General features: G+C 53.7%; 29 protein-coding genes and 1 tRNA gene. 2 read left to right on the top strand and 28 right to left on the bottom strand.

Going from position 1 to position 26484, the window contains the following annotated elements:
• Positions 1 to 10: 10 nt before the first annotated feature.
• The 10 genes from FPV09_RS07085 to twy1 all read right to left on the bottom strand — a co-directional run bounded on the left by FPV09_RS07085 (position 11) and on the right by twy1 (position 12312).
• The gene (locus FPV09_RS07085; RefSeq protein ID WP_148882864.1) at positions 11 to 1144 is read right to left on the bottom strand and encodes a hypothetical protein; all 1134 of its coding nucleotides are present in this window, start codon (positions 1142 to 1144) and stop codon (positions 11 to 13) included.
• Positions 1144 to 3687 (bottom strand): hypothetical protein, encoded by a 2544-nt coding sequence (locus tag FPV09_RS07080; protein ID WP_148882863.1) that lies wholly within the window; start codon positions 3685 to 3687, stop codon positions 1144 to 1146. The genes FPV09_RS07085 and FPV09_RS07080 overlap by 1 nt, the downstream gene beginning before the upstream one ends.
• Positions 3672 to 5528 carry a hypothetical protein gene (locus FPV09_RS07075; RefSeq protein WP_148882862.1) on the bottom strand — a complete coding sequence of 619 codons (1857 nt, stop codon included), beginning with the start codon at positions 5526 to 5528 and terminating at the stop codon, positions 3672 to 3674. Before FPV09_RS07075 ends, FPV09_RS07080 begins: the two co-directional genes overlap by 16 nt.
• On the bottom strand, positions 5525 to 6031 hold the full coding sequence (locus FPV09_RS07070) for a class III signal peptide-containing protein (protein ID WP_148882861.1): 507 nt from the start codon (positions 6029 to 6031) through the stop codon (positions 5525 to 5527). Before FPV09_RS07070 ends, FPV09_RS07075 begins: the two co-directional genes overlap by 4 nt.
• Positions 6006 to 6455 (bottom strand): hypothetical protein, encoded by a 450-nt coding sequence (locus FPV09_RS07065; protein WP_148882860.1) that lies wholly within the window; start codon positions 6453 to 6455, stop codon positions 6006 to 6008. Before FPV09_RS07065 ends, FPV09_RS07070 begins: the two co-directional genes overlap by 26 nt.
• Position 6456: 1 nt before the next feature.
• Positions 6457 to 7164, bottom strand: coding sequence for a class III signal peptide-containing protein (locus tag FPV09_RS07060; protein ID WP_148882859.1), 708 nt, complete (start codon positions 7162 to 7164; stop codon positions 6457 to 6459).
• Between the two features lie 38 nt (positions 7165 to 7202).
• Positions 7203 to 7832, bottom strand: coding sequence for an ead/Ea22-like family protein (locus tag FPV09_RS07055; RefSeq protein WP_148882858.1), 630 nt, complete (start codon positions 7830 to 7832; stop codon positions 7203 to 7205).
• On the bottom strand, positions 7825 to 8976 hold the full coding sequence (locus tag FPV09_RS07050) for an FtsZ/tubulin family protein (protein ID WP_148882857.1): 1152 nt from the start codon (positions 8974 to 8976) through the stop codon (positions 7825 to 7827). The genes FPV09_RS07055 and FPV09_RS07050 overlap by 8 nt, the downstream gene beginning before the upstream one ends.
• A gap of 7 nt (positions 8977 to 8983) precedes the next feature.
• Entirely contained in the window at positions 8984 to 11227 is a 2244-nt protein-coding gene (locus FPV09_RS07045; RefSeq protein ID WP_148882856.1) for a prenyltransferase/squalene oxidase repeat-containing protein, read from the bottom strand.
• Positions 11228 to 11310: 83 nt separating this feature from the next.
• Entirely contained in the window at positions 11311 to 12312 is a 1002-nt protein-coding gene (gene twy1 / locus FPV09_RS07040) for a 4-demethylwyosine synthase TYW1 (protein WP_148882855.1), read from the bottom strand.
• A gap of 163 nt (positions 12313 to 12475) precedes the next feature.
• Here twy1 and FPV09_RS12015 point away from each other — a divergent pair, with 163 nt between their 5' ends.
• Positions 12476 to 12613 carry a hypothetical protein gene (locus FPV09_RS12015; protein ID WP_168194745.1) on the top strand — a complete coding sequence of 46 codons (138 nt, stop codon included), beginning with the start codon at positions 12476 to 12478 and terminating at the stop codon, positions 12611 to 12613.
• On the opposite strand, the gene FPV09_RS07035 is transcribed toward FPV09_RS12015, so the two are convergent.
• The 16 genes from FPV09_RS07035 to FPV09_RS06960 form a co-directional block, all read right to left on the bottom strand.
• A complete protein-coding gene (locus FPV09_RS07035) occupies positions 12591 to 13181 on the bottom strand; it encodes a HemK2/MTQ2 family protein methyltransferase (RefSeq protein ID WP_148882854.1) in 591 nt (196 codons plus the stop codon). The two genes, FPV09_RS12015 and FPV09_RS07035, sit on opposite strands and share 23 nt — an antisense overlap.
• A 74-nt stretch (positions 13182 to 13255) precedes the next feature.
• On the bottom strand, positions 13256 to 13429 hold the full coding sequence (locus FPV09_RS07030; RefSeq protein ID WP_014012712.1) for a 30S ribosomal protein S27ae: 174 nt from the start codon (positions 13427 to 13429) through the stop codon (positions 13256 to 13258).
• Positions 13430 to 13439: 10 nt separating this feature from the next.
• On the bottom strand, positions 13440 to 13736 hold the full coding sequence (locus FPV09_RS07025) for a 30S ribosomal protein S24e (protein WP_148882853.1): 297 nt from the start codon (positions 13734 to 13736) through the stop codon (positions 13440 to 13442).
• Positions 13726 to 14256, bottom strand: coding sequence for a GTP-dependent dephospho-CoA kinase (locus FPV09_RS07020; protein ID WP_148882852.1), 531 nt, complete (start codon positions 14254 to 14256; stop codon positions 13726 to 13728). Before FPV09_RS07020 ends, FPV09_RS07025 begins: the two co-directional genes overlap by 11 nt.
• Positions 14256 to 14444 (bottom strand): transcription elongation factor subunit Spt4, encoded by a 189-nt coding sequence (gene spt4 / locus FPV09_RS07015; protein ID WP_148882851.1) that lies wholly within the window; start codon positions 14442 to 14444, stop codon positions 14256 to 14258. Before spt4 ends, FPV09_RS07020 begins: the two co-directional genes overlap by 1 nt.
• Positions 14444 to 15004, bottom strand: a complete 561-nt coding sequence (locus tag FPV09_RS07010) for a DNA-directed RNA polymerase (RefSeq protein ID WP_058938327.1) — start codon at positions 15002 to 15004, stop codon at positions 14444 to 14446. Before FPV09_RS07010 ends, spt4 begins: the two co-directional genes overlap by 1 nt.
• 37 nt (positions 15005 to 15041) lie before the next feature.
• Positions 15042 to 15578: an inorganic diphosphatase gene (locus FPV09_RS07005; RefSeq protein ID WP_148882850.1), complete on the bottom strand. Its 537-nt coding sequence runs from the start codon at positions 15576 to 15578 to the stop codon at positions 15042 to 15044.
• Positions 15579 to 15685: 107 nt separating this feature from the next.
• Positions 15686 to 16648 (bottom strand): DUF5305 family protein, encoded by a 963-nt coding sequence (locus tag FPV09_RS07000; protein ID WP_246112244.1) that lies wholly within the window; start codon positions 16646 to 16648, stop codon positions 15686 to 15688.
• Between the two features lie 56 nt (positions 16649 to 16704).
• A complete protein-coding gene (locus FPV09_RS06995; RefSeq protein ID WP_148882848.1) occupies positions 16705 to 18081 on the bottom strand; it encodes a COG1470 family protein in 1377 nt (458 codons plus the stop codon).
• The gene (locus FPV09_RS06990) at positions 18078 to 19142 is read right to left on the bottom strand and encodes a signal peptidase I (protein ID WP_148882847.1); all 1065 of its coding nucleotides are present in this window, start codon (positions 19140 to 19142) and stop codon (positions 18078 to 18080) included. The genes FPV09_RS06995 and FPV09_RS06990 overlap by 4 nt, the downstream gene beginning before the upstream one ends.
• Positions 19139 to 19648, bottom strand: coding sequence for a DUF1102 domain-containing protein (locus tag FPV09_RS06985; RefSeq protein ID WP_148882846.1), 510 nt, complete (start codon positions 19646 to 19648; stop codon positions 19139 to 19141). The genes FPV09_RS06990 and FPV09_RS06985 overlap by 4 nt, the downstream gene beginning before the upstream one ends.
• Before the next feature lie 68 nt (positions 19649 to 19716).
• Entirely contained in the window at positions 19717 to 20253 is a 537-nt protein-coding gene (locus tag FPV09_RS06980; protein ID WP_148882845.1) for a DUF1102 domain-containing protein, read from the bottom strand.
• 5 nt (positions 20254 to 20258) lie between these two features.
• Positions 20259 to 20894 (bottom strand): DUF1102 domain-containing protein, encoded by a 636-nt coding sequence (locus FPV09_RS06975; protein WP_148882844.1) that lies wholly within the window; start codon positions 20892 to 20894, stop codon positions 20259 to 20261.
• A gap of 192 nt (positions 20895 to 21086) precedes the next feature.
• Positions 21087 to 21521 carry a DUF7344 domain-containing protein gene (locus FPV09_RS06970; protein ID WP_148882843.1) on the bottom strand — a complete coding sequence of 145 codons (435 nt, stop codon included), beginning with the start codon at positions 21519 to 21521 and terminating at the stop codon, positions 21087 to 21089.
• A 4-nt stretch (positions 21522 to 21525) separates the two neighbouring features.
• Entirely contained in the window at positions 21526 to 21741 is a 216-nt protein-coding gene (locus FPV09_RS06965) for a hypothetical protein (protein WP_058938336.1), read from the bottom strand.
• A 405-nt stretch (positions 21742 to 22146) separates the two neighbouring features.
• A tRNA-Gln gene (locus FPV09_RS06960) sits at positions 22147 to 22222 on the bottom strand.
• Positions 22223 to 22821: 599 nt separating this feature from the next.
• On the opposite strand from FPV09_RS06960, the gene FPV09_RS06950 reads away from it, so the two are divergent.
• Positions 22822 to 23259 carry a metal-dependent transcriptional regulator gene (locus FPV09_RS06950; RefSeq protein ID WP_148882842.1) on the top strand — a complete coding sequence of 146 codons (438 nt, stop codon included), beginning with the start codon at positions 22822 to 22824 and terminating at the stop codon, positions 23257 to 23259.
• A 41-nt stretch (positions 23260 to 23300) separates the two neighbouring features.
• On the opposite strand, the gene FPV09_RS06945 is transcribed toward FPV09_RS06950, so the two are convergent.
• Together FPV09_RS06945 and FPV09_RS06940 are read right to left on the bottom strand one after the other, a co-directional pair.
• On the bottom strand, positions 23301 to 24680 hold the full coding sequence (locus FPV09_RS06945) for an NCS2 family permease (RefSeq protein WP_148882841.1): 1380 nt from the start codon (positions 24678 to 24680) through the stop codon (positions 23301 to 23303).
• 125 nt (positions 24681 to 24805) lie between these two features.
• On the bottom strand, positions 24806 to 26386 hold the full coding sequence (locus tag FPV09_RS06940; RefSeq protein WP_148882840.1) for a hypothetical protein: 1581 nt from the start codon (positions 26384 to 26386) through the stop codon (positions 24806 to 24808).
• Between the last annotated feature and the right edge of the window lie 98 nt (positions 26387 to 26484).

Below are 26484 nucleotides of genomic sequence, written 5' to 3'. Positions count from 1 at the left end.
TACCCCCTGTTCAGTTTCCGAATACGAGCGTCCTGGTTGTCTCGTCGAGCTTGAAAGCTGGGTAGTTGAATGCTGAACCATCCCATACCGAATGTTTGCAGTACTCGTTTAGGCCATCCACACTGCATTTCAGGAAGTAGTACGACACGCTCGTGTAATCATCGGGAACGTTTGCTCCAACGCTCTCGAGTGCACCCGGCAGTGTTTGATCCGTATCCGGATCAGGAACCATGAATGTTTCAAGCCCTGCGGGGAGCTCGTTGGTAATCCCGAGGGCGGCCTGGAATTCCCTTGATAGAGTCAGGTAGTAGGAGTGCTGTCTCATGCCCTGTGGGGAAACGATTGGTTTTCCTTCAAATCTCTCGAGTACCGTCGGGTAATACATACCCGCCGAGGAGTTGTCCCGGAGACCGAGGTAGCACCAGTTGAGGACGAGCTCCTCCACATCATCCTGGCTGGATATGTTGTAGTACCCGTAGGTTTCCCCCGGAAACGGTATTTTGCAGGGGGTTATAACCCTGGTGTACAGTCCGTTGAGTTCCCTGACTATGAACGGGTCTTCAAAACCGACAATGCTCACGATGGAGTAAATGTACTCCCCATCTCCAGGAGGGATATCCCCGGAGTACCTCACGCCCCCTGAGCCGTCTGTGATTGTGATGTTTTTTATCTTCACCCTGACTGCGACATGGAAAGAATCGAGCGGCCCCACGGTGACCTCCAGGTGATCCCTCACGAATTCATCCGGGTTGGACGGCTCCACCCCCATCCCGATGGAGCCGAGGTAAGCAACGGTGTTGGTGAACCAGTCCCTGATCGTGATTCCGTTCATGCCGCTCTGGGGGATTCCGTTTAACGTCCCATCGATCATCAGGTTACCGAGCTCCAGGGACGCGTTGTCCACGAAGCTGTTGTTGATCACGTACTCCGTCAGGGTTAAATATGCCCTTTTAAAGCTCAGCTCCACAATGTTCTGGAGGTCATCCTGGATGTTGGTTATTCCAAAGTACTGCCTCTCGACCAAGGTTCTCTGGGACTGGGATGCAACGATATAGCTGGAGGCCTCCTGGTACGTGGCCGCGAGAAGGAGGAGGGGGATAATGAGAAGCAGCACCGTGACGTTGAGCAGATACCCCCTGCGCATCAGCCACACCTCCATATGCGAAGGGTCACGGTTATAGCGCCTCCTGTTGCGGGAACGCTCTTTATGCCGATTGCCTTGCCAGCGAGACCCTTGAGCTCCACTCTAACTGGGTTGTTTTCTGCCCCCGGAAGGTAGGTGGGAGCTGCTTTGAGGTAATCTGTAGAATATTCCTTTGCACCCAGCTGGAGGAAAAGTCTATAGATTGCATCATCAAGGGCGTAGTTCCAGGGCTGGAGCTGGTCGGTGCTTATCTGCATCGGCGTCTCACTCGGCCTGCAGTTGCCTATGAGAACGCTTCCCTGCTGGGCACCGCTCCCGATGTCGTACCAGTAGGTTAGATTGTAGCCACAGGCATTGTCCTGGGCGTAATAGGTGAAGATATCTCCGTACCCCGCGTAGCCGTTGAGGAAGTAGTGGACGATGGCGCGGCTGTCATCAACTCTGAATACATAATCATTGGAATCGCTTTCAAGTTTGAATGTATTGGTGCCACCGGGCACCATCATGTTAGCATTGAGACGGGTATACGCAAGGCGGATGAGGTAATAATCGAGAGGAAACTCAAAGACCTTTGTGTTGGCGTTTGGACCCTCGTAGAGGGTTGTTATGCCGGCAGGGTATCCAGTGAAATGTATGGCTGTCCAGGCGTCAACGTACCAGGGGATAGCCTTGTCGGGAAGGTAGTAGTCAAAGTACATAGTTCTATAGCCAGCAAAATACCCCCACCAATAAACTGGATTTTCACCGTTTAGAGAGTATGTCTGTTCAATGGGTATCATGAATCTGGTTCTTGTAATCCTCGACACATAGGTAATGTTTATGTACGAGTCCGGATAGCTGTATAGAACCCTTTCATTGTCCCACTCATAATGATAGTCCTGACCTGCATACCTAACTGGACGACTATAGTTTGCGTCATAATAAGCATCCAGCATTATTACTAAGTTGAAGTTTCTCTTGCTTAGCTCTTCAAGAGTCGTGTAGTTCAGCAGTCCTTTTGAGCTCGACTGACCTTCCATTAGAGTCTTGTTGTCAATAGTTATCGTTGTTAATCCAGGTGAGACGCTGGTGTTCTCGTAGATGAGGTTGAGAGCGGTTCCGTTGGAGTAGTAAACCCTGACTTCATGGACGCCCTCAACGGTGAGCTTTATGCTTATGCCAGTAACGTTTCCGGGAACAAAGAGGGAGTTGAGGTAGTATATTCCAGTTCCATCACTTGTTATATTGTATAACTTAACCAAGCCGGGGTCATCTACCTGGGGCGTTGAAGTTTTGTACTTCAGGCTTATCCAGCTACCGCTACCGAAACCGATTTCTGACCCTTGAGGATTTGTAAATGTAGCTTCAAGAACATTGTCTCCACCAACTAAGTAACTTGAGATGTCAGTGGATGTTGTATTTCCATTTAGAGTGAAACTCACGGATTCACCCATACGGGTGGCATAGTTAAGGAGTCCGCTTTTATCCGAGGCATCGAGAGGGAGGTTGAATTTGAAAGCGACATTAAGAGAGTTTTTATCCCCATATGCTCTTGAAGAGGAGATGTACCACCAACTCCAACTAACCTCAACGTAAACTCCACTGTTTAGGTATACAACTGCTTGATTCCCGCTGGCATCCTCGTACACTATCTTCTTGACTTCGTAATTTGTAGTAAATGGGAAGAGCACTCTGTCCAAGTACAATTTAATTGTGTTTGCTCCATCGGTCAGTGTAATGCGACCAGTATATCCATTGTAATAAACACTCCACCCACTCAGATCCTCATCAACGTCCACACTTCCTCCACTGTAGCTGCCGCTGAGCTGGAACCCCCCGGATTGGACGGTGTTTCTATCGCCCGGAACCGTCCGGTATAAGATGCAGAAGAACGAAACAGTTAGAGGATAACCATTGTAATATGACGAAGAAATGTCGGGCTCCGAACAGTAATACCCCCCCGCCAGAACCCTCTGTATCCCAACGAGCTTCTCCTGGGACGTTACAAGCTTCGTCAGGTACGCCTTCGCAACGTATCCTCTCGGCGTCTCGTTGGAGACGTATCCGCTGACCATAACAGTCGCAGAGCCGACGTCGCTCGCGTTCTCGTAGGAGTTGTCGAAGGTGAGATAAGGGCTTGTGTAGTTGTTTATTATCAGCTGGTACTTGTATCCCCTGGCGAGGTTGTCGAGGAGGTACTTCATTATGGTCTCAGCTTTCTGTTGATAATCCGTTGAGTTCAGCGCCCAGTAAGTTGCGACTATCTGGAGGGGTGGCATCTGGGGACTTACGTAGGTCGGATCCAGAACCGGGTCCGTTCCGTGTATCCAGGTCTCTATCTGTGTGGGCGGCACTAAATTGCTCAACGGGACGGTTCTGAAGGTCGCCAAAAGATTCTCCGCCACTTGTTTGTTTTCTCCCCGAATCTGGGTCGTGTAAATACCTGAAGCGTTGCTGGTTACCCCTATTATGCCGACTACTACTATCGTCACAAGCGTTACCGCGAGCAGAGCGTCGAGCGTGAAGATGAATCCCCTTCGCATTAGCCTCACCTTCTCGGCCACACCCAGAGCCTTATAACTCCCATCTGTCTCACGGGCTTAAGGTAGGCGTCGAGATTCCCGATGTCCTCTATGGTAACCTCCGGAAATCCTTCAAGGCTGTATGCCCACACTGTGAATGTAACGCTTTTGTCGAGTTCTGCTGGAGGGACGAGGCAGGAAAAAGGCACGAGGGCCTGTCCTTTTTCGAGTTTGATGTAACATCCTTCCGGAACGCCACTGGTAGTGTGCCCTTGATAAATTCTGGTCATGTTTATTCCATATACCCAGTGCTCATCATTCTTAACTATCACCAAGACTGAGTATCCGGTGTAATCTTTTCCTGAAAACGCTGAGATTAGTGTCAAATTGCCTTTATCAACGTTGGTTGGAAGGGTTATGTTTAAAACATCGTTAGTATATTGGTCAAGCAATCCAGAGTATATCTCTTTAGGCAACTCATTACTACTTATAAAGTAATCCTTTGAATAAACGAGCCTTAACACAGGCATACGCCTTTCAGAAAATTCAATCCATGGAGACGAATTCATCGACGCAGACACAGTTAATGAATTATCAATAGGTGTACAGTTTAAAATGGATATGCTACTTACGTTATCTGAGGAGTAATACGAAGTTGGATAAGTTAGCACCACCGAGAGGTTCATGACATTGATTATTATTTGCCCAGGCTGGCCCGGTGTCGATTGGAGACATGGGGGCAGTGGAAACTCTCCAGGAGGGCTTTTTAGTGATGATGAACTGCCGTTGACTACTATATTGTCAGTTCCCTCTATAACTTTGATCCCATCAATTTTTGCAGTATCACCCGTAATTGCCACATCATCAGAGGCGGAAGTCCAAGAGGTGCCATCCCAGCGATACCAGTTGTTTTCATTGGACGGATTCCCAACTACTGCGTACCATACGCCATTAACCCTTACATACAGGTTCCCATTAATGGTAACTTGGGTACTACCAACAAGCCAGATAAGTCTGTTGGCAGAAGCAAGTCTATTCCCGAATACATACACGTCTCCATAAACTGTGTATGGACCAGACCCGCTTACCTTCCAGTACTCTCCTATGTAAACGTCGTTGTATATTGACCTGCTGGCACTGGCGGTAAGCCACCAAGCGCCGGTAACGTAGACCCTGCTGTAGATTGAAAGGGTATTTGAAGAGGAGTCCTTAAAAGTGCCATTGATAGCGAGGTATGTATCTTGGGCAACGTAACTCCCTATCATCGCACTAACTGCCCCTGTAAGTTTTAGATCCCCAAATGTACAAAAGTTTCCAGACACTTGAAAGTTATCATTGGGACCTGAGAATCTCACGGTGTTTGTACAGTTTATCAAGACTGATCCATCAATTGTATTACCTCCAATTTCCGAGTAATTGGAACAATCATATATTGAGAATCCTTCCAGAGAGACACCGCCACCTCTCCCAACATGATACACTGAGATGTTGGCGAAAACTGTTGAATTTGTAAAAAGTGCGGTGAGTTTAAAGTTGTTGTCATGAGAAAGATTGCATAGGGAGGAGATTACATTTGAGTTTCCTGATTGTACCAGATCGAAGAGTACTTTAATCTTTTCATAGTTTAAGTAACCCTCTTGTCTATCCAATAGGCCAACAACCCTGACGTTTTGAGGGTTCTCCTCCCAATCCTCCGGCTCCCCCGGGCTCTTGGTCAGGACGTCCAGCATGTTGTCCGCTATGTTGGCCCTCTCGTACCAGCCAACCAGCGAAGTTATTTCGCTCCTCAGGCTTTCAGAGGTTGCCGATACCGTGCCGAGTATCATAATTACAAGAACTATCGAGATGAGCGCGTCCATTGAGAAGAGCTGGCCACGCCTCACGATACCACCTCCCGCGTCTCGCCAACGGTGACGTTAAACTCCACCAGCCTCCCCCCATAGTACAGGTGGCCGCCATCGAGCCTGAATCCCCTCACGTCTTTAAGGTACTCTTTGAAGAATTCTCCGACGTTCTTGGCTATTTTGGAGTCCCTTGAGGAGTTCGAGGAAAGGTCATGCGTGAATTTTACGGTTATCGTAACTTTCTCATCGCTTTCAGAGGTTACACCAAGTCCGGCGAACCTGAACCCCACGCTTCCGTATTCTGTGTACTTCTCTATGACATCATTCAACGCCGCGTACTCCCCTTTGTCGCTGATCACCCCTGTCTCGATGTAAACGGCGGCCTGGGCCGCGGCGTCCCTCACCGCCGCCAGCATAACGGAATCCCCGCTCTCCTGGGTGTAGAGCGGGATGATGACAACTACCCCCGCGAGGATTATCCCAACTATGAATAGCATCTCGACAGAGGTTTGGCCCTTACGGCTTCTCGCTAACCTTGACATCCATCCCACCGGCTGTCTCGTTGTATTCGCAAACTATCCAGAGTTCTTTATTTGAGGGGGTGAGGGTAACCGTGCTATTTGAGACGAGGGGCACGGGAATCCTCTGGACGGTCGTGTATTTCCCCCCGTTGATCTCCGCCTCGACCTTCAGTTCGTTGGATGTCTCGTTCAGTGTGACCCTTACGTACTCCCCGCTTTTCAGCTCGAATGGGACGGTCTTCTTAACCGCGAATCCATCGCCGGCGGCGTAGACCTTGGTCACGGTGTCCCTTAGGTCGATTGCGAAGACCTTCAGCCTGGTGGATGCGTCGAACGCCCTTGCCCCCTCAACCTCGTGGGTTGCGAGGCTTATCAGGCTGACCACGGTCAGCGTCATGAGGGTCACCGCAAAGAGAAGGTCGAGGCTCAGCTGTGCTTTTCTCATCTCATCCACCCGGGTTGATGTTTATCCTCAGCTCCTTGGCCGTTGTGTTGTATGACCACGAGTCGCCTCTGTCGGGGTTCCACTCGACGACGATTTTCAATTCGGAGGGCAAATCCGCTGGCTCCACGATTATCCCGTATAGGGTGTACGTGGAGCCGCTTTTGGCCCCGCACTCCTTGGAGAACTGCCCACTGGGATTATCAATGGATATCTGGGAGAATGGCGGGGAGGGTATTACCCCCCAGATTGAACTGTTATCGCTGAGCTTTTTTGAGTAGATTGCCGCGCCATGAAACACGTTCTTCTCGTCTCCGGTGGTGAGGGGTTCAAAGGGAGCCGTTTTGTTTGTGATGAACACATAGGTGCCGGGTCTGCCCGACATGTTGCAGTACGTTATGAACACGGCGGGGTTCTTTACCTTGGATGCCCTCTCAACGTACCCGGCGTTCTTCAGGTAGGTCAGCTTAACGTAGGTCGTCGCCTTTGAGCCCGGCCCCTGGGCGTACACCTGGCTTATAGTATTGGATATGGCGTTCGCCAGGCTCTTCTCCTCAAGGGCAATCTGGATCCGCAGGTTCTCAACCGATGGTGAGCCCTCACTGAAGGAGACGTTCCTCACGGAGTATATCAGGAGGATTGTGAGCAGCCCGAAGATGAACAGGAACTCGAGGGATATCTGGGCCCTCCCAGTGTTGCTTTTCTTGATCATACATCTCTCCCTCAAATGGTATATCCACGAACATCTATTTAATCGTTACTCTTCGGTTTTCCGGCGTTTACAACGGCAAAAAGGCCAGTTCCGAGCCGTTTGGTTTCAACGCCGAAGTAATCTCCGCTGAATATTTTGAACCTGTATCTCTCCGGTTGGAGGGAGTGCTTTTCCACGAGTCCGGCCAGTTCGTCGATGAAGAACTGCGTCAGCTCGTAGTATACCAGGTCGAGCCTCTCGCGGGTGATGTCCCGGACGAAGAGGACAACCGGAAGTGCTGCCAGCCCCGCGACGAAGTACGGCTGCCCCAGGATTGCCGTTGCGGCCGCAGTGGAGGCGATCAGTGCCCCTATAACGGCGTGGGCTATCTTTTCCCTCTTCCTTGCTTCCTTGATTTCCCTGACCTTTTCCTCCCAGATGTCGAGGAGTGCGGGGTTGTAGAAATCAAAGGCTGTGTGGCGCTTTCCCTTCGCTATCCTCTCCCTGATGAGGTCGTCCCAGTCGTCCTTGTAGTAGATGACTTCCCCGTGGAGCCTCGCCCTCTCGGCATCGAGGGAGGAGATGATCCTGATGATGTCCTCGGCGCTCTCGTGGGCAATGTGGGAGTAGACCTCCTTCTCGTCAAGGTCGAGGGCCACCTCAACGGAGTCCTTTATCGGGTCACTCATATTTCTCCCTCCTGAGCCTCTCGCTTACCTCTTCGATGTCGGGGTACTCCCCGTCGGGGATTCCCTTGGCGTACACGTCATCGAAGTCGGGCAGGCCGCTCAGGAGCTCTTTCTTCCGGTTCTCCGCTTCCTCCTTCGCCTCCATGAAGGACCGGGCGTACTGCTTTGCCGTGATGATGATGTCCTCGATGCTCCTGCTCTCGTAGATGCCGCTGAGGAGGGTTACAACCTCGACCTCCCTCTCGCGAGGGTCCGGATAGAAGCCGCGGAATATCTGCTTGCCCCTTATCTTGTTGGTGAGGTAGTTGAGCGCCTCGAATATGTCGGCGGCCTTCAGAGTCTCCGGCGGCCCGTGAATCGCGACCAGCCCGTACAGCGCCGATTCGATGTTCGCCTCAAGGTACAGGCCCTCGCTCTCGAAGGACCGGGTGATTAGTCTTGAAAGGCTTTTTATCCTGCCCGCGTCAGCCTTGGCGTAGCCGACCGTTGCAAAGCTTCCGAAGGCCTTGAGGACGAACTTTAAATCGCTCGCGTCGAGAGTCTGCTCGCCGGGGACGTCTACCAGGGCTAAGAGCGACGCTATCCTCTCGACTATCGTGTAGTTTATCCTCTCGTAGGCTTTGCTTATGTCGTCGCCGCCTTCCTTGAGCTTGTTGTTGTCTATGGCTATTATCGAGTCCGCTATCTTCGAGAGCTTGTCGATGGTTATGGCCGCGTTGATGGTAGGCCTTATTCCCTCTTCCCTGAGGGGGAGTGCACCGATGGCCACCACCAGGGAGTCTGGGTACTCCTCTTTGAGCGCCTCGGCCAGGACGGGTGTTCCTCCGGCGCCCGTTCCGCCGCCGAAGCCGAAGGTCAGGAAGAATATGTCGACATCCTCGTAGCCGATTATTGAGCCTATCTTGCGCATGACGAGGGGCAAATCGCGCTTCATGGCCTCCCTGCCGAGTATTGGGTTCGCGTTGACCCCCTTGCCGCCGGTTAGGCTCTCTCCTATGAGTATCCTCCGCTCATGGGGGACATGCTTGAGGTACTCCAGGTCGCCCCTGGAGGTGTTCAGGGCGAGCGCCTCAAAATCGACGAGGGAAAAAAGGTCGGCGATTTTAGTCCCGCACTGGCCGACCCCTATGATTAGAGCCCTCACTTCTCTATCACCCCGCGTCCAGGAGCTTTATCTCGTTGGGGTCAACGACGCCGTTTCCGTTGGAGTCCTTCGCCTCGAGCACCAGGTATTTTCCGTGGAAGTATTTGAAGAGGCCAGAGGTAAATATGAGCTCCACAGCCTCGCTGCTCTGCTCGTCGAAGAGAACCATCAGCACGTGGCCGTCCTGAGTCCTGCCGGGTATTATGACTATGGTGCTGGCCAGGGGGTATGTTCTGCCGTTTACCGTCACCAGCTGACCCCTGACCTCGAGGGTCACCTCGCCGTTGTACCTTGAGACGTTGATATCGCCGGGGGCGGCTAGGAAGAGGTGGTTTCCCTCCTCCACATTGGAAACCCCTTCCTTCAGGTCCACACTCGACCCGAATTCCTCGAGCTGGGGCGCGATGGTCTCGGCGACCGCCCTGTATTCCCCGGCGTAGTGAAGTTCCCACAATCCGCCGCGGAGGGCGTTTATGGTCTCGTAGAGAGTTACTCCCGGCAGGAACTTGACGTCCTTAATGAACTCGAGGGCAAGGGCGGTGTCCACGGTCGTCTTCGTCCCGTTGTGGAGGTTGTCAATGACCCACTTTAGGGCGTCGTCCTTTACGTCGTATCCGAGGGCGTCCAGGACCTCCGCGGCCCGCACGGTGTACTCCATCGAACTCACTCCTGATGAAACCTCTCCCAGCATGTTTTCGCTTCTGCCAAAGTGTCCCCAGGAGCCGTCGTGGAGTCTCTGGGCCATCAGCCAGTCCGAGTGCGGGCCCAGCTTCTCAATATCTGTGATCCCTGTGAGGGACTCCAGAACCCTCACTGTGGTTGGGACGTTCTTTCCGACCATAACACTCAGCAGGTGGTTGAGTATTATGCCCCATCCGTCCGGGGTCACCGACAGGAGCCACTCCTTGGAGGCGTTGATGTCATCCCCCTTCGCGCCGAGCTCCAGCAGCAGGTCAAGACCCATCGCCGTTTCGTACGGCTGAGGTATGGAGAAGTACCCGGTCCATCTACCTGGAAAGACCTCCAGAGAGCGTGTGAAGTTCAGGAGTTCCTCCTTTTCGTCGTCGCTCAGATCACCAAACCCCGCGAGAATCTTGACCGTGTAGTAATACTCTTCGGTCACGGTCCCGTGGAGTACCGCATCGTCCCTGGCATCTCCAAGGTGCTTCCTGGCCCATTCTATGGCCAGGTCAACACTTTCCGGCACGGGGGTGCATGTCTTCAGCGCCCGAACCGCGTAGTAGGTTGCCTTCGCCGATCCGGGGTTTCCTGTGTAGATTCCCCAGCTCCCGTCGGGGTTCTGGCTTTTGGTCAGCGCTGAACACAGCTCCCCCTTGGGATTGGTGAAGTTTCCTGAGAGCCTGTCGGCCACGCTTGAGAACGCCATAACCGCGTAGGCGGTGGGGGTGATGGAATCCGTATCGAGGAACGGGCCCTCACTGCTGGTTAGATGATACGTCCCGTTGTGGTTGCCGGCCAGTTCGAGAACCGTCAGCGCCTGGCCTGTGTCGAAACTCAGCGGCTCGTAGAGAACCAGGGCGTAGGTGAGCATGGCCCTCTCCCTTTCGTTGAGTTCGTCAGAGGACAGGAGTTCTTTGCACCTCTCCAGATCCGCAGTCACGTTTCCGTAGCCGATGGCTTTAAACGCTATTAGCCTGAGGGCCAGGTAGTCTGGCCTCAAATCCCTGGCCCTCTCTAGGTATTCGGCCCCGGCTTCGACCGCGATGCTTTTCTCGGGCGTTAAACCAATGTTCCCGAGTGCCCAGAGCGAGAGTGCGGTCGGGTAGAACTCCGTGGGAGAGTCCGCCAGATACCCCCATCCCTCTCCATTAAACGCTGTTAGAAGATACGTCCTGCCATCCCGTATTGCTACTTCAATGTCGTTTTCGCTGATTCCGGTATGGTAATCCTTTATAAGCTCCCTAACGGCCCCAAGGGCAATCAGAACAGTTGCAGTATCCTGGGGAGTGCTCACCTCGCCCCGGTAGTGGCCCCAGCCCCCATCCGGGTTCTGGATTTCGAGAAGCTCCTTCGTGACGTTCACTACGGCGGAGAGCGCGTCTGTACTGTTCTGGGCCTTCCCGACAGTGGAAACGAGGGCAGTTAAAAGCAGGGCTTTTTCGGGGACTTCGTTTGTGTCCGTCACGGTGTACCTGATGAATCCAAGGGACTCATCTATTACACTCGCGGCACTGGCATAAGGGAGCACAAAGAGCATGAACAGAATTACGGCAGTTAACGTCCTCCTCATTCCCGTACACCTCTAACTATCCCCTAGGGGATGAAAATAAATAAACTTTTTCCATATCCCGGGGGAATAAAAAGGAAAGGAGGTCAGTGCTTTATGAATCTGCCGCCGATTCCGGTTCCGTGGGAATCGACGTCGTCGCGCATTATGAGCACGACCCTGCTCGGCTCGTACTCGTCCTCGATGTGGTATCCGGGCAGGTGCTTCACCAGCTCCTCGGCGAAGGCTTTGATCTCCTCGTGCCTCGGCATGTTGTTGATGGTGAGTCTGTTGCGCGAATAGCCGACGAACATGTAAGCTTTTGCCTCAACGAACATCGGGTTGGCGAGCTTTATCAGCTCCGCGTAGCCCTCGGGGCTGTGCATGTTCTCGTCCTTGACGAGGGTGAGCCTTATCACCGTCCTGGTCTGGGCGTCCTTCATGAGCCTGAGCGTCTCCTTTATCTTCTCCCAGCCGTCCGGGACCATGGGGACGTTAACCCTGTTGTAGGTCTCGATGTCCGGGGCGGTGAGGGAGACGTAGAGCTGGCTCGGCAGCTTGTCCTCCTTTATCATTTCCTCGAGCCTTTCCGGAACGGTTCCGTTGGTGACGATGAAGGTCGTGAAACCGCGCTTGTGGAACTCCTCGACGAGGTCGCCCATGTAGGGGTACAGCATCGGCTCACCGGAAAGGCTTATAGCGGCGTGCTTTGGATTCCACGCCTCCTCGAACTTCTTCATGTTTATGCCAGGCATTCCCTTGTAGCCGACGAGGAGCTTGCGCTGGGCCTTTATGCTCTCCTCGACGATGAATGCCGGGTCGTCCCACGGCTCCGGGAGCTCCGTGCCGAGAAAGCCCTCCATCGGGCGCCAGCAGAATATGCAGTTGTGGGTGCACCACGCTGTAACCGGCGTCATCTGCAGGCAGCGGTGGGAGTGTATGTTGTAGAACTTCTGCTTGTAGCAGAAGCGGTCGTGCTTTATGCTCTCCTTGAGCCAGTGGCAGAGCTTTACCGAGCTGTGCCTGCCCACGAGCGCGTAGTGCTGCTTCCTGAAGAGGCTCGCTATCTCCTCCGGCATGTTCGGGTTGGACTTGAACGTTAACGCCATTAGCCTCACCTAATTCCTCTCTCCGGGTTGGCTTTGAACGAGCCTTTTAAAAAGGTGATGGGTCGGGTGTGTGGAGATGCCGTTTCGTCCGGAATATTTTATTGTCGAAAAATACTTCGGCAATATGCGAAAACTTTAAAAGCTGCCCGTTGATTCTACCTCCATGTTTGGACACATAAAACCGCGCCAGGAGATTAAGGCAAGGGAGATTGAAATAGATTTCTTCGAGGAGGATGTGGGCCCGCTGGAGAGGCCAAAGGTGAAGCTCCTCTTTGAGATCAAACGTCACCGCCTTGCGTAGTGGCGTTTATCAGCACTATGTCCTCAAAGAACACGTGCACCCTAGCGGCTATTTTTCCCCTCAGTCCAGCTTTCTCCAGCCTTCTCAGCGTTTCTTCCACCCCGGTTATCGAGCTCTGGACTATCTGAACGGTTCCGCCGGGTTTGAGGTAATCCCGCACCTCCTGAATGAACCGGTCGAGGACCTCCCTGCCGCCCTCGCCGCCAACCAGCGCCAGGTCTATCGGTTCCTCCGGCTCTCCGGGCAGGTATGGGGCGTTGAATGTTACCACGTCGAACCTGCCTTCAACGTTCTCAAAGAGGTCGCTCAGGCGAAACTCGACGTTTTTGATGCCATTAAGCGCTGCATTCTCCCTTGCCAGCTCGACGGCCAGCGGGTTGATGTCCACTCCGAGGACGGAGCGGGCTTTCCTCGCCATCAGGAGTGCTATAAGCCCAGTCCCCGTGCCGACGTCCAGCGCCCTCTCCCCTTCCCTAACCGCGAGGTTCTCGGCGAGGAGGAAGGTGTCCTCCGCCGGCTCGTAGACCTGGGGGTGGAGCTTGAGCTCGATGCCGTAGTAGGTGGGCATGGTACCATCTACCACAACGTCCTTTTGAGGTTAACCCTTAAGGGGATGTAGAAAAGCCTGAGAAAGGAGAGGAATCACTTCCTCTTCCACTCGGTGTAGCCGCAGCGGCCGCAGCTCCAGCGGTCCTTGTGCTCGGCCATGAAGACGCCCGGACCGCAGCGCGGGCAGAACTTGCCCTTCCTCTTGACCTTTCCGCCCTGAACCTCGTAGAGCTTCCACTTCTGGCTGGTCTTCTTGCCCTTAGCCATCTAAACCACCTCACTCCTCCTCCTTCTGAACCAGGCCGTCCCTAACGAGGATGTATTCCGGCTCGATGTAGAGCATCCTCTCCCTGCTCTCGTAGGCCTTGGCGTAGCCCCTGCTGACGCGGCTACCGAAGTAGCTCCTTATGTACTGGAGAACCACGGTCTCCGGGTTGAGGTCGAGCATGGCAACGAGCTTGCCCTTAACGTCGGCCCTGCTCGGGGTGGCCTCTCCCTCGTGGATGACATCGAAGTATATCTCCTTCCTTCCGAGGAGCTTGTTCTCCCTTATCTCGGTAACCTTAATCTCCATCGTGAATCACCTCCATCTTCGACATGAGCTTTCCACACTTGAGCTTGCATTCGGGGGTTACCTTTATAAGCACTACTCCCTCGTCCGGCTGGCCGTAGAGCACGAGAGTGCCCTCGGGGGCGTAGAGCACGGCGGGAATCGCCGCCAGGTCTTCCTCTCCGTACACCTTTATGTAAACACGCCTGCCCCTCGCGGCCAGTCCAAAGCCCTTTCTGATTGCGTTTAATAAAGCTTTCGTTATGGTTCCGGCCGGGTTCTGGACGGTCATCACGACCGAACCCGTCTCGATATCCGGGTTGTACTCGTGCCTTTTGGTTCTGTGGTCGTATATGGCTATGCTCGGCCTTATCCCGAGCTTGAGGACGTTCTCCGTGACGACGTCGCCTACAGTAACGACGCGCCCGGCCCTCTCAAGCTCACCCTTAAGCCGGATGTACGGCTCGGGGATCTCCCCTCGGATGAGCTCTCCGAGGGGGTCTTTGAGTTCCCTTCTAAGCTCTGGGGTGAGTACGAACCTCATCATCTGACCCTTATGGCGTACTTTCCTGGGACATCAACGCCCAGCTTCTGGGCTATCATCGACTTCTCGGGCTCGGTGATTATGACGAGGTCGAACCACTCGTCGCTGAGGTCCCTGCTGCCGCAGACCGGGCAGCGCTCCTCCGTGGTTATGTAGTGGCAGTGCCTGCAGGCGCGCTCCTTCGCCATTACTCCTCAGCCTCCCTGCGCTTTTCCTTTTCCACCCAGTCCCTCTTTCCGAGGCCCGGCTGGCGCATGGTGAGGCCTATCTTGTTCTCCCTGATAACGCGGCTCTTGACGCTTATGGCTATTATCCTCGCCTTCGCCTCGTCGCCGAGCTTGAGGATCCTGTTGGTCTCCTTACCGATGAACTGCTTGTTCTTCTCGTCGAAGACGACGTAGTCGTCCATGAGCTGGCTGATGTGGACGAGACCGTCCATCGGGCCTATCCTGATGAAGGCACCGTACGGGGCGACGTCTATGACCTCACCCTCCACGACCTCGTGCATCTCAGGCTTCCAGACGAGGACGTTGAAGACGACCTCGTGGTAGGTTGCCCCGTCACCGGGGACGATAACCCCCTGCCCGATGTCCTCAACGTCCATGACCGCTAGAACAACGCCCTCGTCGCGGTCGTAGATCCCTTCGTAGGCCTCACGAAGGACTATCTTGGCGGCCTCCTTGGGATCCATAGTGAACATTCTTGGGGGAATCCTAACGACGTCCTTAATCTTGAGGAGCTTGTACATGCCTTAACCTCCTTGGGGGAATAAGAGGGAAAAGAAATCACTCCTTCTTGCCGAACTTCTCCTTGTAGAGCTCGATGGCGCGGAGGATCTCCCTCTTGGCCTCCTCGGCGTTGCCCCAGCCCTCTATCTGGGTGACCTTGCCCTGGAGCTCCTTGTACCTCTGGAAGAAGTGGGCAACCTCGTCGAGGAAGGCCTTCGGGACGTCGTCTATGTCCTTCCAGTCGTCGAAGTACGGGTCCTCAACGGGGACGGCGAGGACCTTCCAGTCCTTGTCGCCGCTGTCCTCCATCTTCATTATGCCTATCGGCCTCGCCTCGATGATGGTGAGCGGGTAAACTGGCTCGCGCGTGATGACCATGATGTCGAAGGGGTCGCCGTCGTCGTACCAGGTCTGCGGGATTATTCCGTAGTCGACCGGGTAGAAGAACGGGCTGTAGAGCACTCTATCGAGCTTTATAAGGCCGGTCTTCTTGTCGAGCTCGTACTTGTTCCTGCTTCCCTTCGGAATCTCTATGAGAGCGTAAACGACCTCTGGAACCTCCGGTCCGGGCTCAAGCTCGTGGAACGGGTTCATCTCTAACCACCTCTTACCTCTTTAAGAACTTCTAGCTTAGGCTTTCGAATAGGGCTTTTAAAGTTGTTGGTTAAGGAAATTGGAAAAAAGCGGGAAAAAGAGATGCCTCAGTTGGCCTCCTTCCCTTCCCCTGGCAGGAGCTTCCTGTACTCGTATGACACCCCATTGTCGATTATTGCGTAGACTTCCTCGTCTTCCTCTATGTAGTGCAGGATTGGCTTATCTATGAGCTCAAAGGTTGTCTCCAGGTCTTTGGGGGTCTTAAGCTCAACGACCTTCTCAACGGGGCCTGGGGCGCCTTTGACCATGTAGGGCCTTATCTTCGCCAGCTCGTCTTTAGGAGCCCTTGATGTGTAAACGTAGCCGAGCAGGGGTATCAGCATCAGCAGTGCCAGTACCGTGGTGACGGTCTGGGCCGTTCCAAGGTCACTTGTTATGCCAAGAACGCTTGCATCCTTCTCCGTCCTTACTGTCTCGGTGAGCGCTCTCTTCTCTGCCTTGCTGGTGTCCGTGAAGTAGTAAAGCTCTGCCGTTGAGTCCCTAACGAGTTCGACGGTGTGGTCGAAGTTCTCCCTTATCTCCCTGCCGCCGACGCTTCCGGTGCTCGTCACTGTGGTCTCAATGGTTATCCTGTTCTTCAGCCTCTTCACACCGAGTTCGCTGGAGATCCTTTTGCTCGTGTTCTCGAAGCCTTTCATGTCCAGAACGTACTCCGCGGTGAATCCGCCGTCCGTCAGATTTCCTCTCTCGTCGAAGAGCGGTTCCTCCCAGAGGACTATCTCCTCGCTGCCTTTGTTCACGTAGTACTCAGCCTTCACAACGATATGGTACGACCCCTCGCTCAGGGGCGGCTGTGACCTGTAGGTGTACGTCAGCAGGAACCGATCGACCAGCGGTATCGGGTAGTTGTCCATTGTCAATCTGTACCCGTAGAGATCGTTGGGTTCGAGGTAGGCCTCGTGTTTCAGTGTTCCCTCTTCCCGATACGTTCCTATCTTATGCGTGGTGACCATGTACGGGCTTGCACTCATGAGCTTCACGGAATAAAATCCGAAAACTATGAAGAGCACCAGGAATATCCCCAGCACTTCCTTCCTTCTGATAAATTTTGTAATACCTTCTTTATTCATCCTTCACATGCCTCCGTGCAACAGTCAGATTCGATTTCAGCCACTTCATAGACGTCGGGCACCTCCGGACCATCCCCGCTACCATGGCAACCGCACGGGTAGACGTGAACGTACTTGGCGCAGCCATGACACTCACAGCCGGCAACGCAGGGGGTGCTGACCAGCATAACGTACTTGTGTGAGTTGGTGTGGATCCCATCCGTATGTTCGTAGAGGTTGAGCTTGGCAACCTCATTGTGGGCCAGGTGGAGTGTCCAGGTAACGCGCGTCTCTCCATTTGGCATGACTTCTGTTGAGACGGTACCTCTCGTTGGTATGTAGTTTGTGAGGGTGAACTGGGAGCCAATGTACTGTGTTACGACTAGGTCCCTCTCGTCTCCCCGGTTCTTTACTACGATTCTGGTGTGGTAGTTTGCGGGAGTATCCCTGGGGAGGTGTCTAGCCCCGCTGATCCAGCGGTTCATTATGCACAGGTCGCAGTCTCCGTCCCCCTCACAGGTCGCGTGGACGGTTATGCTCTCACTCGTGATGCCGTATTCCACCAGCTCGGCCCCCTCGTTCAGGATGTAGTCTCCGCAGGACGTGAACTCCTGCTTGCCCGCTGGGTTGAGTTTGGTGTATATCGTCACGTTCATGTGGGCGCTCTCACCCGCCCCAAGGTGGACCTCCCAGGTGATGTGGTGCGCCGCCCCGGTCTGTGTTACCGTGTACGTTCCGGCGCTTGGATCTATCGACCCTATCTCGAACTCCCCCGGGATCACGTCCTTTATCGTAAGCGTCTGCTCCTCTCCTGGGTTCGTCACTGTGATTCTGAACGTCCACTCCGCGTACGTGTGGGTTGGAATCTCAAGCGGTCCGCTCAGGAGCTCCTTCTCTATCGTGGGTCCTCCCTTGATGATCAGCTTTATGGGGCAGGTGGATATCGATGCGTCCCCGCCGTTCCATGTTGCGTACATATCAACCGGGACGATGTACTCCCCAGGTCCCACGTCCCCCACGGTTACGTTTCCGAAGAACGTGTACTCCTCTTCGGATGCCAGAGTTCTCGACGCACCATCCTCAGTTTCTATGAACATCGTGACCCCCGCGGGGAGTCCCGAATAGTCTGGATATAGCGTAATCGTGACGTCCTTCCTGTCGTTGAGGTAATTCCTGACCGTCAGGGCATCGAAGTCAAGCTCCGAATTTTTATTGACCTCAATGACCGCCGCGTATCCGTCTTCGCAGTCAAAGCCGAGATACTCCTGTTCGTGCGGTACCACCTGGACTTTGACCTCTCTGGTGGCCTCGAAGCTTACAAAAGTCCCGCTTGAGCTGACGATAACCAGTGATGCCAGTGCGATTGTTATCAGTACTGCAATAATTCCTCTCATACCTTAAACACCTCCGATATTCCCCTGTGTTTTGAATGCCTATTCCTCCTGATTCTAACAACATCTTCGTTCCCTATCCCGGAGAGTATGTACATCGTTCCGAGGAACGCTGAAACTACGGCCAGGATTGCCAGTAGGGGTGCCATCGGGTGCACCTCGTAGAGGGCGTCCATCACGGATCCCGGAAGTAGGGGGGGATATGCGTTTACCCGAATCTTGGTGGAGTACATGGCCGTTTGCTGAGGTGCCACAATGGTGACAGTGAAGTTTTTTTCACCGCCCCTGGGAAGACTGAAATCCTCACTCGAGATTTTTGTAACCGGCTCTGGGGCGGAGATGTAGTACCTCATGGGGTACATGTTGTTGTTCTTCACTGTAATTTCGGCCTGGAACTCTTCCCCCGGATGATACCAGCCCTCCCTTGCCCCGCCGGCTGAGGTTACGGAGTACTCTACAGGTATGACCTCCCACGAGACAAAGATGGATATGGCCACCATCAGCAGCAAGAACACCGAGGCGAGCATGAAGAGCGTTCTGAACTTCACGGTGAAGAACCTCTTTCTCTTCCCTCTCCTCACCGCCTCACCGCCCCCGAAGGCTAGTATTCCAGCGACTATCAGAATGGCCCCCAGGAGTATTTTGCCCCTGTCCGAGAGACCGCTCTCGATGTAGTTGCCGACCTTAGGCACGGTTATCACGTGGCCGCCGGGGGCTATCACGGTCCCCCCGATCTGGTCCTTCTTTATTGGGGGTATGTTGCGGCTCTGCTGGTCGCTGGCCACGTTGTTATCGCCCTTCGTTATGTATCCGTCTTCGGTTATTGCGACTACCCTATGGACGGTCCACGTGCTTCCCACCTTGAACACTATAACATCCCCGATGTCGGGATTTCTCGCGAGGGGATTGATGAAGAACAGGTCGCCCTTGTCTATGGTGGGTGTCATGCTCCCCGAGTAAGCGTAGGATACAAAAACTGGCCTGTCAAGGAGGGCCCCGGTAAGAGAACCTATGACCAGTATTCCGAGAACCGCGAGGATCGCGTACTCCACGAGGGTATTCATCCGCAGCTTCCTCCCCAGGCCTCTATGGTTATTTCACTCAGGTAATCCCCGAGCTGAAGCCCGGTGGTGTTCACCATCATGCCTATCTCGGCGCTCTCGTCCGCCCCGAGGGTGACCTCAACGACGTCCGCCCAGCTTCCGCCGAAGGCGCCCTCAAAGAATCCCAGGTTCGAGGAGTCCGAACTTATCCTCACGCATATGGTTTCGTAACCGGTTTCGCTCTGGTTGTTCTTTATCATGAAAACCCCATCAAAAACGTAGGTGCTGTTAACGCTCAATCCGTCTCCATCGCCCGGATAGAACGGGCTGTCAGGTGATATATCAACGACGAGAATTCCGTTATCCAGATATGAATACGGGGGGACGGGGGAGTCCACAGAGAACTCTTCCCCATCCGGGGTCGCGTAAACTACCGTAATCGAGCCGGAGGAATGGAATCCCGCGACGCCTATGATCAGAATTATCATGATTCCAATGCCTGCAATGACCTCTGTCTCTGTCCCCATCTCTCTTCCCCCTTGAAGAATTTAAAAAGAGGAGCAAACGCTCCATAATGAAAGTTCTATCCGCTTAATCAGCTCTCGCACTCGCCGGCCTCGGCGTAGAACTGTATCTGGCCGTCCAGTGAGTCGGGCGCGCTGATTCCGGTGGTGTTGATGATCATTCCGATCTTGACGACCTCGCCGGGCATGACGGTTAGGGTAAGGCTGCTGGTGCCGACGGTCTGGCCGGGCACGTAGTCGCCCTCAAAGAACGTAACCTCGTCGCCTCCACTGTAGGTGATCTCCATGCATATCGGTATCCCCTCCCAGAGGTCGTTGCTCACGCCGAATACTTCCTCGAACACGTAGGTGCTGTTCGGGCTGACGCCCTCACCGAATCCTTCCTGCCAGTTGGGGTTGTTGTGGCTGAGGTCTATGACGAGCATTCCGTTGTCGTTGATGTAGGCGTAGGGCTGGATTGGCCTCAGGTCAATGAGCTCGTTGTCGTCAGGGACGATCTGGATATGAACGTTCCTGTCTGCCTCAAAGTAAGCGAAGTTGGCACTGCTGGCGGTGACCGCTATCAGTAGTCCTGCTATAAGGACGAAAAGTCCGATTATCTTTTTCATTTTGATCACCTGCCCCCTCCGCAGTCAATGGGTGCGTCGTCAGCCGGCCAGGCCTTAACGGTTATGGTCACGTCGTAGCTGCCCAGGGTGTTTCCTGCCGCTAGCTCCATGCCAACACCGAGGGCCTCTCCGGGCTCAAGGTAGAAGCAAACGTCCCCAACTGCGGTGTCTGAGTTGTACGGGATGGCGTTGCCATACGTGCTGTACATGTTCTCGTCAGGGTCGTAGAATGAGAGCTTGCCGGGATCCGAGGATATGATCTCGACGACTATAACCTTGTTCTCCCAAAGGTGGTTGCTCACGTTGAAAACGTGGTCGAAGTTGTACCTGCTCTGCGGGCTCAGGCCGATTCCCCTGCCTGTGTATCCCTCAAGTTCTCCCTGGTACTCTGCCCAGTTCGGGTCATCGTGCCCGGGCCAGTTCGGGTTGTTCTCTGAGAAGTCAATAACAAGTTGCCCCCCATCGTTGATGTAGGCGTAGGGCTGAACCGGCGTCAGGTCGATGAGCTCGGTGTCGTCGGGAACGACGGCAATGTGTGAGCTCCTCTGGACGCGGTAGTCCCTGAAGGTCGCGCTTGTGCCCAAAGCAAAGGCCGCCGCGATCATCAGCCCCAGCATACCGAGGGCTAAAATTTTCTTCATGGTGTTTTCCTCCCAAATATCAAATTGGCATCCCTCGGCACTGTCACTTGACAGCACATCACCGGGACACTTGTACCTTATTAGGATGCTTTGAGTATATAGTAAATTCCGAATTACTGGCAGGTAATGCATCATTACCCGCGTTAAAGCCTTATTACAATTAGAACAGAGGCAGTTTTAAGCCCCGTTTGGCTAAATCAGTCTGCTTATCTTCCTGTGATGCACCACGCTAATGGCCAGGTACACGATGGCCGCAAGGAGCAGGGGCAGGTTTTCCAGATACCACCCTGCGGCTATGAATATCAGCGAGGTACCCATGTAGAAGGCACTCCAGCTGATGTCGTGTTTGTTCACCACTTCCATGTAAACGGTAACATCGTCGGGTATTTTCAGGAGCGTGACGACGCCGTGATTGAACGCTATAACCCCCTCCCTCTCCAGTTTCGGGATGTGGGTCTGCACCAGGCTGACGTACACGCTTTTCCTGTGCCTTCTATCGGTGTCGCCTTCTTTTTCGGCTATATACTCAACTATGTCCCGCAGTTCCGCATGACCGTCCCTCCCCTGTAGGAACTCTATCATGAGCATCCGTCTGTCGTTCCCGAGTATTGCAGTCGTTGCCCCCATGCTATCACCGTAACCTGTAGTGCTTGCGCTTATTTCCATTCGTGTAGAATGCTTCAACCTTTTTTTGCTCAACCATTTTCCTCAGGGTTCTCTCCACCTTCTGCCGCGTGCAATCAAGTCCCATCTCGTTGAGGAACCTGGTTATGAACGCTACGCTTAGTGAACCGTGAACCTTGAGCAGGTTGGTGATTTCACTCTCCAAGCTGATGGTGCTGCTCATGCCCTCACCTCCATGTTAGGCAATCGGTGTGTAACATCACTTTAAAAGTGGGATGACATTCTATTTAAGGGTTCCTGAAAAGTTCGATTTTTGAATTTTCGGTAGTTTGATGGCTTATTCAGTTGATATAGGCCCTACAAGCAGATAAAACTGGTTTCTGTCTCCGTTCCTCCGACTTTCGAATGTCGTTTCTGCGGGATTTTTTGGATATTTTACAACACTTTAGTTAATCTGCAGCAGAATATGAGCGATTTTTCTGCAATCTCGCGGAATCCCCTGATATTAAAAAAGGGACGCACATCCTAACAATGGCACATGATACGCATTGCGGTGTACTTTGAAGTTCGAAACTAGAACTTGGGATAGGGGAGAAAGCGGGGTTCGAATGTCTGGAGCCCAGTTGAATGGTAGCCCCGCGGGGATTCGAACCCCGGTCAAGGGATCCAGAGTCCCCTATGCTTGGCCGCTACACCACGGGGCTGTACCCGTTGATAGGTTCCGGTATGGATTTATAAATTTTATCCTCCCCAGGACTCCTTCGCAAAGTTTATAATCTTCCTCACCCAAAATAGTAACTGGTGGGACCCGTGGACTTCGCCCCCTTCATGGAGCGGTACGGTTACAGGATTCTAGTGCTGGTTTTTGGTGCCGCCATACTTGGAATAATGCTCGCCCCTTCGTGATGACGTTCTGGGCCTTCAGCAGTGGCGGCATTGCGGCCGCGGTTATAGCGGTGTTGGTGCTCGCCGTGGGCATTGCATTGATGGTCGTCCCGAAGTTCTGGAATTTCGCCGACAAGATGCGGCAGACCCATGTCGTTGAAGACTGGAACGAGGAAAACTGACATCCTCCCTGCCCTAAAGGGCGAGGCTTTCGGGAGAAAAATGTAACATCAAATTCTGCGCCGCAGGGATTGATTCGACGTTTAAGCTGTATCTAAAACGTAGGGGATACAGTAAGCCATGTTTGACGCGAACTTGGTGAGATTTCTTTTTCAAGCTCGTCCTTCCAGTGGATGGGAGTCCGCACTGTCCCGAAAACTACTTAAACATTTTTGGGTAGCCTAATCAGGTGAGGTCGTTGGAGGTAAGCAAGAGGGAAGAGGAATACCTCGAGACCATGTACATCCTTCACAAGAACAAGGGGATCATCCGCGTCAAGGACATCGCCAAGATGATGCGCGTCAAGCCGCCGAGCGTCGTCGATGCTCTGAAGAAGCTCTCGGATAAAGGACTGGTGGAGTACGAGAAGTACGACAGGATTCTGCTGACGGACGCCGGCAGGGAGATAGCCGAGGCAACCTACTCAAAGCACCTGCTCCTCACGCAGTTCTTCATCGACATACTCGGCATCCCGCCGGAGATAGCCGAGCACGACGCATGCCAGTTCGAGCACTACGTCAGCGAGATAACCGTGCAGAGGATAAGGGAGTTTGCCCAGTACATACAGGAGCAGTGTCCCTACGTTCTCAAGCAGTTCATCAAAGAGAAGCTGGCCGAGAACGCGGAGTCTGAGTGATGCTCCCTTTTTGCTCTTCTTGTCTAATAAAATGAAAGAACTCAGAAGGCCCCGCCCAGGTAGGCGAAGTAGGCCAGGAAGATTATAGAGAGGGCGTACATCAGCGGGTGTATCTCGTCCCTTCTGCCGCTGAAGAGCTTGAGTATCGTGTAGCTGATGAAGCCGATGCCTATTCCGTCGGCTATCGAGTAGGTGTATGGTATGGCTATGAGCACGAGGAAGGCAGGGATGGCCTCGGTGTGGTCGGCAAAGTTCACATCCTTTATGGCGCTGAGCATGTAGTAACCGACTATGACGAGGGTCGGAGCGGTTGCAAAGGCCGGAATCGCCCCCGCCAGCGGCGCTATGAAGAGGCCTATGCCGAGGAAGAGCAGGCCGGTAACGAGTGCCGTCATTCCAGTCCTTCCGCCCTCCTCTATTCCGGCTGCGCTCTCGATGTAGGTCGTGACCGTTGAGGTTCCGAGGATGGCTCCGACGGTCGTGCCTATCGCATCGGTGAGGAGAACCTTCTCGGCATCGGGAACCTTTCCGTCCTTCGTGATGAAGCCTGCCTTGGCGCTCAGACCCGTAACCGTTCCCAGTGTGTCGAAGAAGTCCACCATGAAGAATGCGAAGACAACTCCCAGCGCCCCTACGTTGAGGAGGCCCTGGAGGTCCATCTGCATGAATGTGTAGCTGATGTCGGGGGTCGAGAACAGGTGCTCGGGCCAGGGGGCGACGCCGGTGATCCAGCCGATGACGCTCGTAGTTATGATGGATATCAGGAGCGAGCCCTTAACGCGGAGCGCGATGAGAACCATCGCGAGGAAGAGGCCGAAGAAGAACAGCAGTATGTCGCCGCTCGCCAGAGCGGAGGTGTTCAGCCCGGTGAACTGGAGCGTTCCTATCAGGTGGGTTTGGCCATCTATGACAAGCTCTGAACCCTGGGGGGCCACGACCTTGGCGGAGAGAAGGCCGACGTCGTTGAGGCCTATGAAGGTCAGGAAGAGTCCTATTCCTGCCCCTATCGCGTACTTCTGGCTCAGTGGAATCGCGTGGATTATCGCGCTCCTAACCTTTGTGACGCTGAGGACTATGAAGATGAGTCCCTCCACGAAGACCGCCGCGAGGGCAACGCGCCAGTCGTAGCCCATACCGAGGACGACGCTGTAGGCGAAGTAAGCGTTTAACCCCATTCCCGGCGCGAGGGCGAAGGGCTTCTTGGCATAGAGGCCCATCAGAATGGTCGCGAAGCCAGCGGCCAGGGCGGTAACTGCCACGAGGGAGTTGAAGGCATCCTTACCCATGGCATCGCTGAGTATGGAGGGGTTCACGAAGAGAATGTATGCCATCGTCATGAAGGTGGTAACGCCCGCCAGGATCTCGGTCTTCATATCCGTGCCGTGCCTATCAAACTCGAAGTAGTTCTCGAACCATCCCATGAGCTTCACCCCATCGTTTTGACTTGTTCCTGCCTAATAACTTGGTTTTTTAAAGATTTTTTGACGGAAAAATGTTAAAAAGAAAGGGAAGATGGGGCGTGGGCACTGTTTGGACGGGCGGAACCTTAACCCTCACCGCCCACCGCGGTGAAGCCTTCCGCGTAGGCCTTCACGACCTCCTCTCCCTCGCCGAGTATCATGAGAACCCTGATTAGGTCCATGCCCTTGATTTCGGTGAATTCTACGTAGAGATATTGGTTGTCTCTCCGGTACATCTTAATGCTCAGAGGTCTGAAGTAATCGTTCTCCGCGGGTTTTTTCTCCAATGGGACTTCTTCGAATCCTGTCGCGTTTATTGCGTCCTCGAGTTGGTCGATGACGGCCCAGACGGGACAGGTGCAGGTTCCCCTTATTGTGGTCTCTCTTTTTCCACAGGTTGCTGGCTCCAGAAAGTCGTTCCACTGTCTACAGGCAAGATTTTCCTGAATTGCCCATGTCGTGTTGGCGTGGGGTATCATGTACGTGGCCAGGTACACCTTTCCCCCTGGTAGGACGGGGGATTGTCTGTTAATGGCACACCTCTTGTTCCTCACCGTGGGACAGAACGAGCCGGTAGCGTTCTTGCTGCTCCAGGTCACGAATGCCACCTGACTACCAGCTATCGCGCATTTGGGAGTTATTCCGATTCTAGCCGGCCAATCGACGCCATACACTGCCCCTGGCGGCCTCTCCGGACTGATGTTTTCCACTGAAAACACCGGCATAATGGTTAAACCATCGTGATACTCTATGTACAAATTCCCCAGAGGGTGCCTGACACTCCAGCCGGTCCAGGCGTTGATTGGTTTGAATTCTGGCTCAGTTTTGAGTCCGCACAGAGAAGAGGTTAAGTTATCCTTTGTAGGGTTATCTTCAACGGCTTCCAGGGAGTTTCCGGCGCTCAGTATCTTTGAGTAGGCTTCAACGGGTTCTTTCTCTCCCTTAACCATAAGGACCCTGATGAGGTCCAGTCCTTTCACCTTAGCGAATTCGACGTAGAGATACTTGTCTCTCCTGCAGTATAGCCGCGAGGTGAGGGGCTTGAAGCCGTTGTTCTCGGTAGCTTTCATGCCCTTCTGGACCTCAGTGAAACCTATGCTCTCGATTCTCCGCAGGGTAGCGTCTATTATGTCCCTCCACTGGCAGTTGCACTCAACAATGGGTGTTTCGCTCCTAACTTTGTCCCGGGGATAAGTCCCGTACTCCGTTATCCTCCATATTGCAGTGGTGGTTGGCACGGCGTAATGGGCCAGGTACACTTCGCCTTTGGGCGTGGAAATCTTTTCAGCTCTGAGGTATTCCTTGAACGCCGCGACTGGACGGTACGTTGCCATTACGTTTTTTCCCCTCACGTGGAGTGCCCCTTTGACCATTGAACACGGGGGTTCTATGCCCAAAGCGGACGGCCAGTCTTCCGGTTCCAGCTCTCCATCGGTCTCCAGTAAAACGGTGTCCTCGAATCCGATTGTTGTTCGGTTCATGACTTCTTCCACCGTCCAGTACCACGAGTTGGACGGGGTAAAGTTGGGAGCATAATTAATGCTACAGTTGGGCAGGGAATTGGCACGGTCTTGTCCGCGTTCCGCCGTTGTGTTCAGGACAGCCACAAAAAGTGAGAGACAGATAATGGAAATGATGCCAGTGGTTGCTGCTTTTTTTATGTCCAATCCCTTCCACCCCTCATGTTCTGTATGCGCGAACCAGAACGAGGTAGTTGGAGCCGTTTGGTTTCCCAGAGTATCTATGCCGTTGGATTATTTAACCC

This window comes from Thermococcus aciditolerans, from assembly GCF_008152015.1.
In the GTDB taxonomy this organism is placed as follows: domain Archaea; phylum Methanobacteriota_B; class Thermococci; order Thermococcales; family Thermococcaceae; genus Thermococcus; species Thermococcus celericrescens.
The sequence above is the reverse complement of the archived record's forward strand: the minus strand, read 5'-3'. Positions and strand labels throughout refer to the sequence as shown.

What these genes read in the sequence shown, in the direction of transcription:
- FPV09_RS07085 (WP_148882864.1), bottom strand. Translation starts at nt 1,144, where the DNA reads ATGCGCAGGGGGTATCTGCTCAACGTCACGGTGCTGCTTCTCATTATC.
- FPV09_RS07070 (WP_148882861.1), bottom strand. Translation starts at nt 6,031, where the DNA reads ATGTCAAGGTTAGCGAGAAGCCGTAAGGGCCAAACCTCTGTCGAGATG.
- FPV09_RS07065 (WP_148882860.1), bottom strand. Translation starts at nt 6,455, where the DNA reads ATGAGAAAAGCACAGCTGAGCCTCGACCTTCTCTTTGCGGTGACCCTC.
- FPV09_RS07060 (WP_148882859.1), bottom strand. Translation starts at nt 7,164, where the DNA reads ATGATCAAGAAAAGCAACACTGGGAGGGCCCAGATATCCCTCGAGTTC.
- FPV09_RS07055 (WP_148882858.1), bottom strand. Translation starts at nt 7,832, where the DNA reads ATGAGTGACCCGATAAAGGACTCCGTTGAGGTGGCCCTCGACCTTGAC.
- FPV09_RS07045 (WP_148882856.1), bottom strand. Translation starts at nt 11,227, where the DNA reads ATGAGGAGGACGTTAACTGCCGTAATTCTGTTCATGCTCTTTGTGCTC.
- twy1 (WP_148882855.1), bottom strand. Translation starts at nt 12,312, where the DNA reads ATGGCGTTAACGTTCAAGTCCAACCCGAACATGCCGGAGGAGATAGCG.
- FPV09_RS12015 (WP_168194745.1), top strand. Translation starts at nt 12,476, where the DNA reads ATGTTTGGACACATAAAACCGCGCCAGGAGATTAAGGCAAGGGAGATT.
- FPV09_RS07035 (WP_148882854.1), bottom strand. Translation starts at nt 13,181, where the DNA reads ATGCCCACCTACTACGGCATCGAGCTCAAGCTCCACCCCCAGGTCTAC.
- FPV09_RS07030 (WP_014012712.1), bottom strand. Translation starts at nt 13,429, where the DNA reads ATGGCTAAGGGCAAGAAGACCAGCCAGAAGTGGAAGCTCTACGAGGTT.
- FPV09_RS07025 (WP_148882853.1), bottom strand. Translation starts at nt 13,736, where the DNA reads ATGGAGATTAAGGTTACCGAGATAAGGGAGAACAAGCTCCTCGGAAGG.
- FPV09_RS07020 (WP_148882852.1), bottom strand. Translation starts at nt 14,256, where the DNA reads ATGAGGTTCGTACTCACCCCAGAGCTTAGAAGGGAACTCAAAGACCCC.
- spt4 (WP_148882851.1), bottom strand. Translation starts at nt 14,444, where the DNA reads ATGGCGAAGGAGCGCGCCTGCAGGCACTGCCACTACATAACCACGGAG.
- FPV09_RS07010 (WP_058938327.1), bottom strand. Translation starts at nt 15,004, where the DNA reads ATGTACAAGCTCCTCAAGATTAAGGACGTCGTTAGGATTCCCCCAAGA.
- FPV09_RS07005 (WP_148882850.1), bottom strand. Translation starts at nt 15,578, where the DNA reads ATGAACCCGTTCCACGAGCTTGAGCCCGGACCGGAGGTTCCAGAGGTC.
- FPV09_RS06995 (WP_148882848.1), bottom strand. Translation starts at nt 18,081, where the DNA reads ATGAGAGGAATTATTGCAGTACTGATAACAATCGCACTGGCATCACTG.
- FPV09_RS06990 (WP_148882847.1), bottom strand. Translation starts at nt 19,142, where the DNA reads ATGAATACCCTCGTGGAGTACGCGATCCTCGCGGTTCTCGGAATACTG.
- FPV09_RS06985 (WP_148882846.1), bottom strand. Translation starts at nt 19,648, where the DNA reads ATGGGGACAGAGACAGAGGTCATTGCAGGCATTGGAATCATGATAATT.
- FPV09_RS06980 (WP_148882845.1), bottom strand. Translation starts at nt 20,253, where the DNA reads ATGAAAAAGATAATCGGACTTTTCGTCCTTATAGCAGGACTACTGATA.
- FPV09_RS06975 (WP_148882844.1), bottom strand. Translation starts at nt 20,894, where the DNA reads ATGAAGAAAATTTTAGCCCTCGGTATGCTGGGGCTGATGATCGCGGCG.
- FPV09_RS06970 (WP_148882843.1), bottom strand. Translation starts at nt 21,521, where the DNA reads ATGGGGGCAACGACTGCAATACTCGGGAACGACAGACGGATGCTCATG.
- FPV09_RS06965 (WP_058938336.1), bottom strand. Translation starts at nt 21,741, where the DNA reads ATGAGCAGCACCATCAGCTTGGAGAGTGAAATCACCAACCTGCTCAAG.
- FPV09_RS06945 (WP_148882841.1), bottom strand. Translation starts at nt 24,680, where the DNA reads ATGGGATGGTTCGAGAACTACTTCGAGTTTGATAGGCACGGCACGGAT.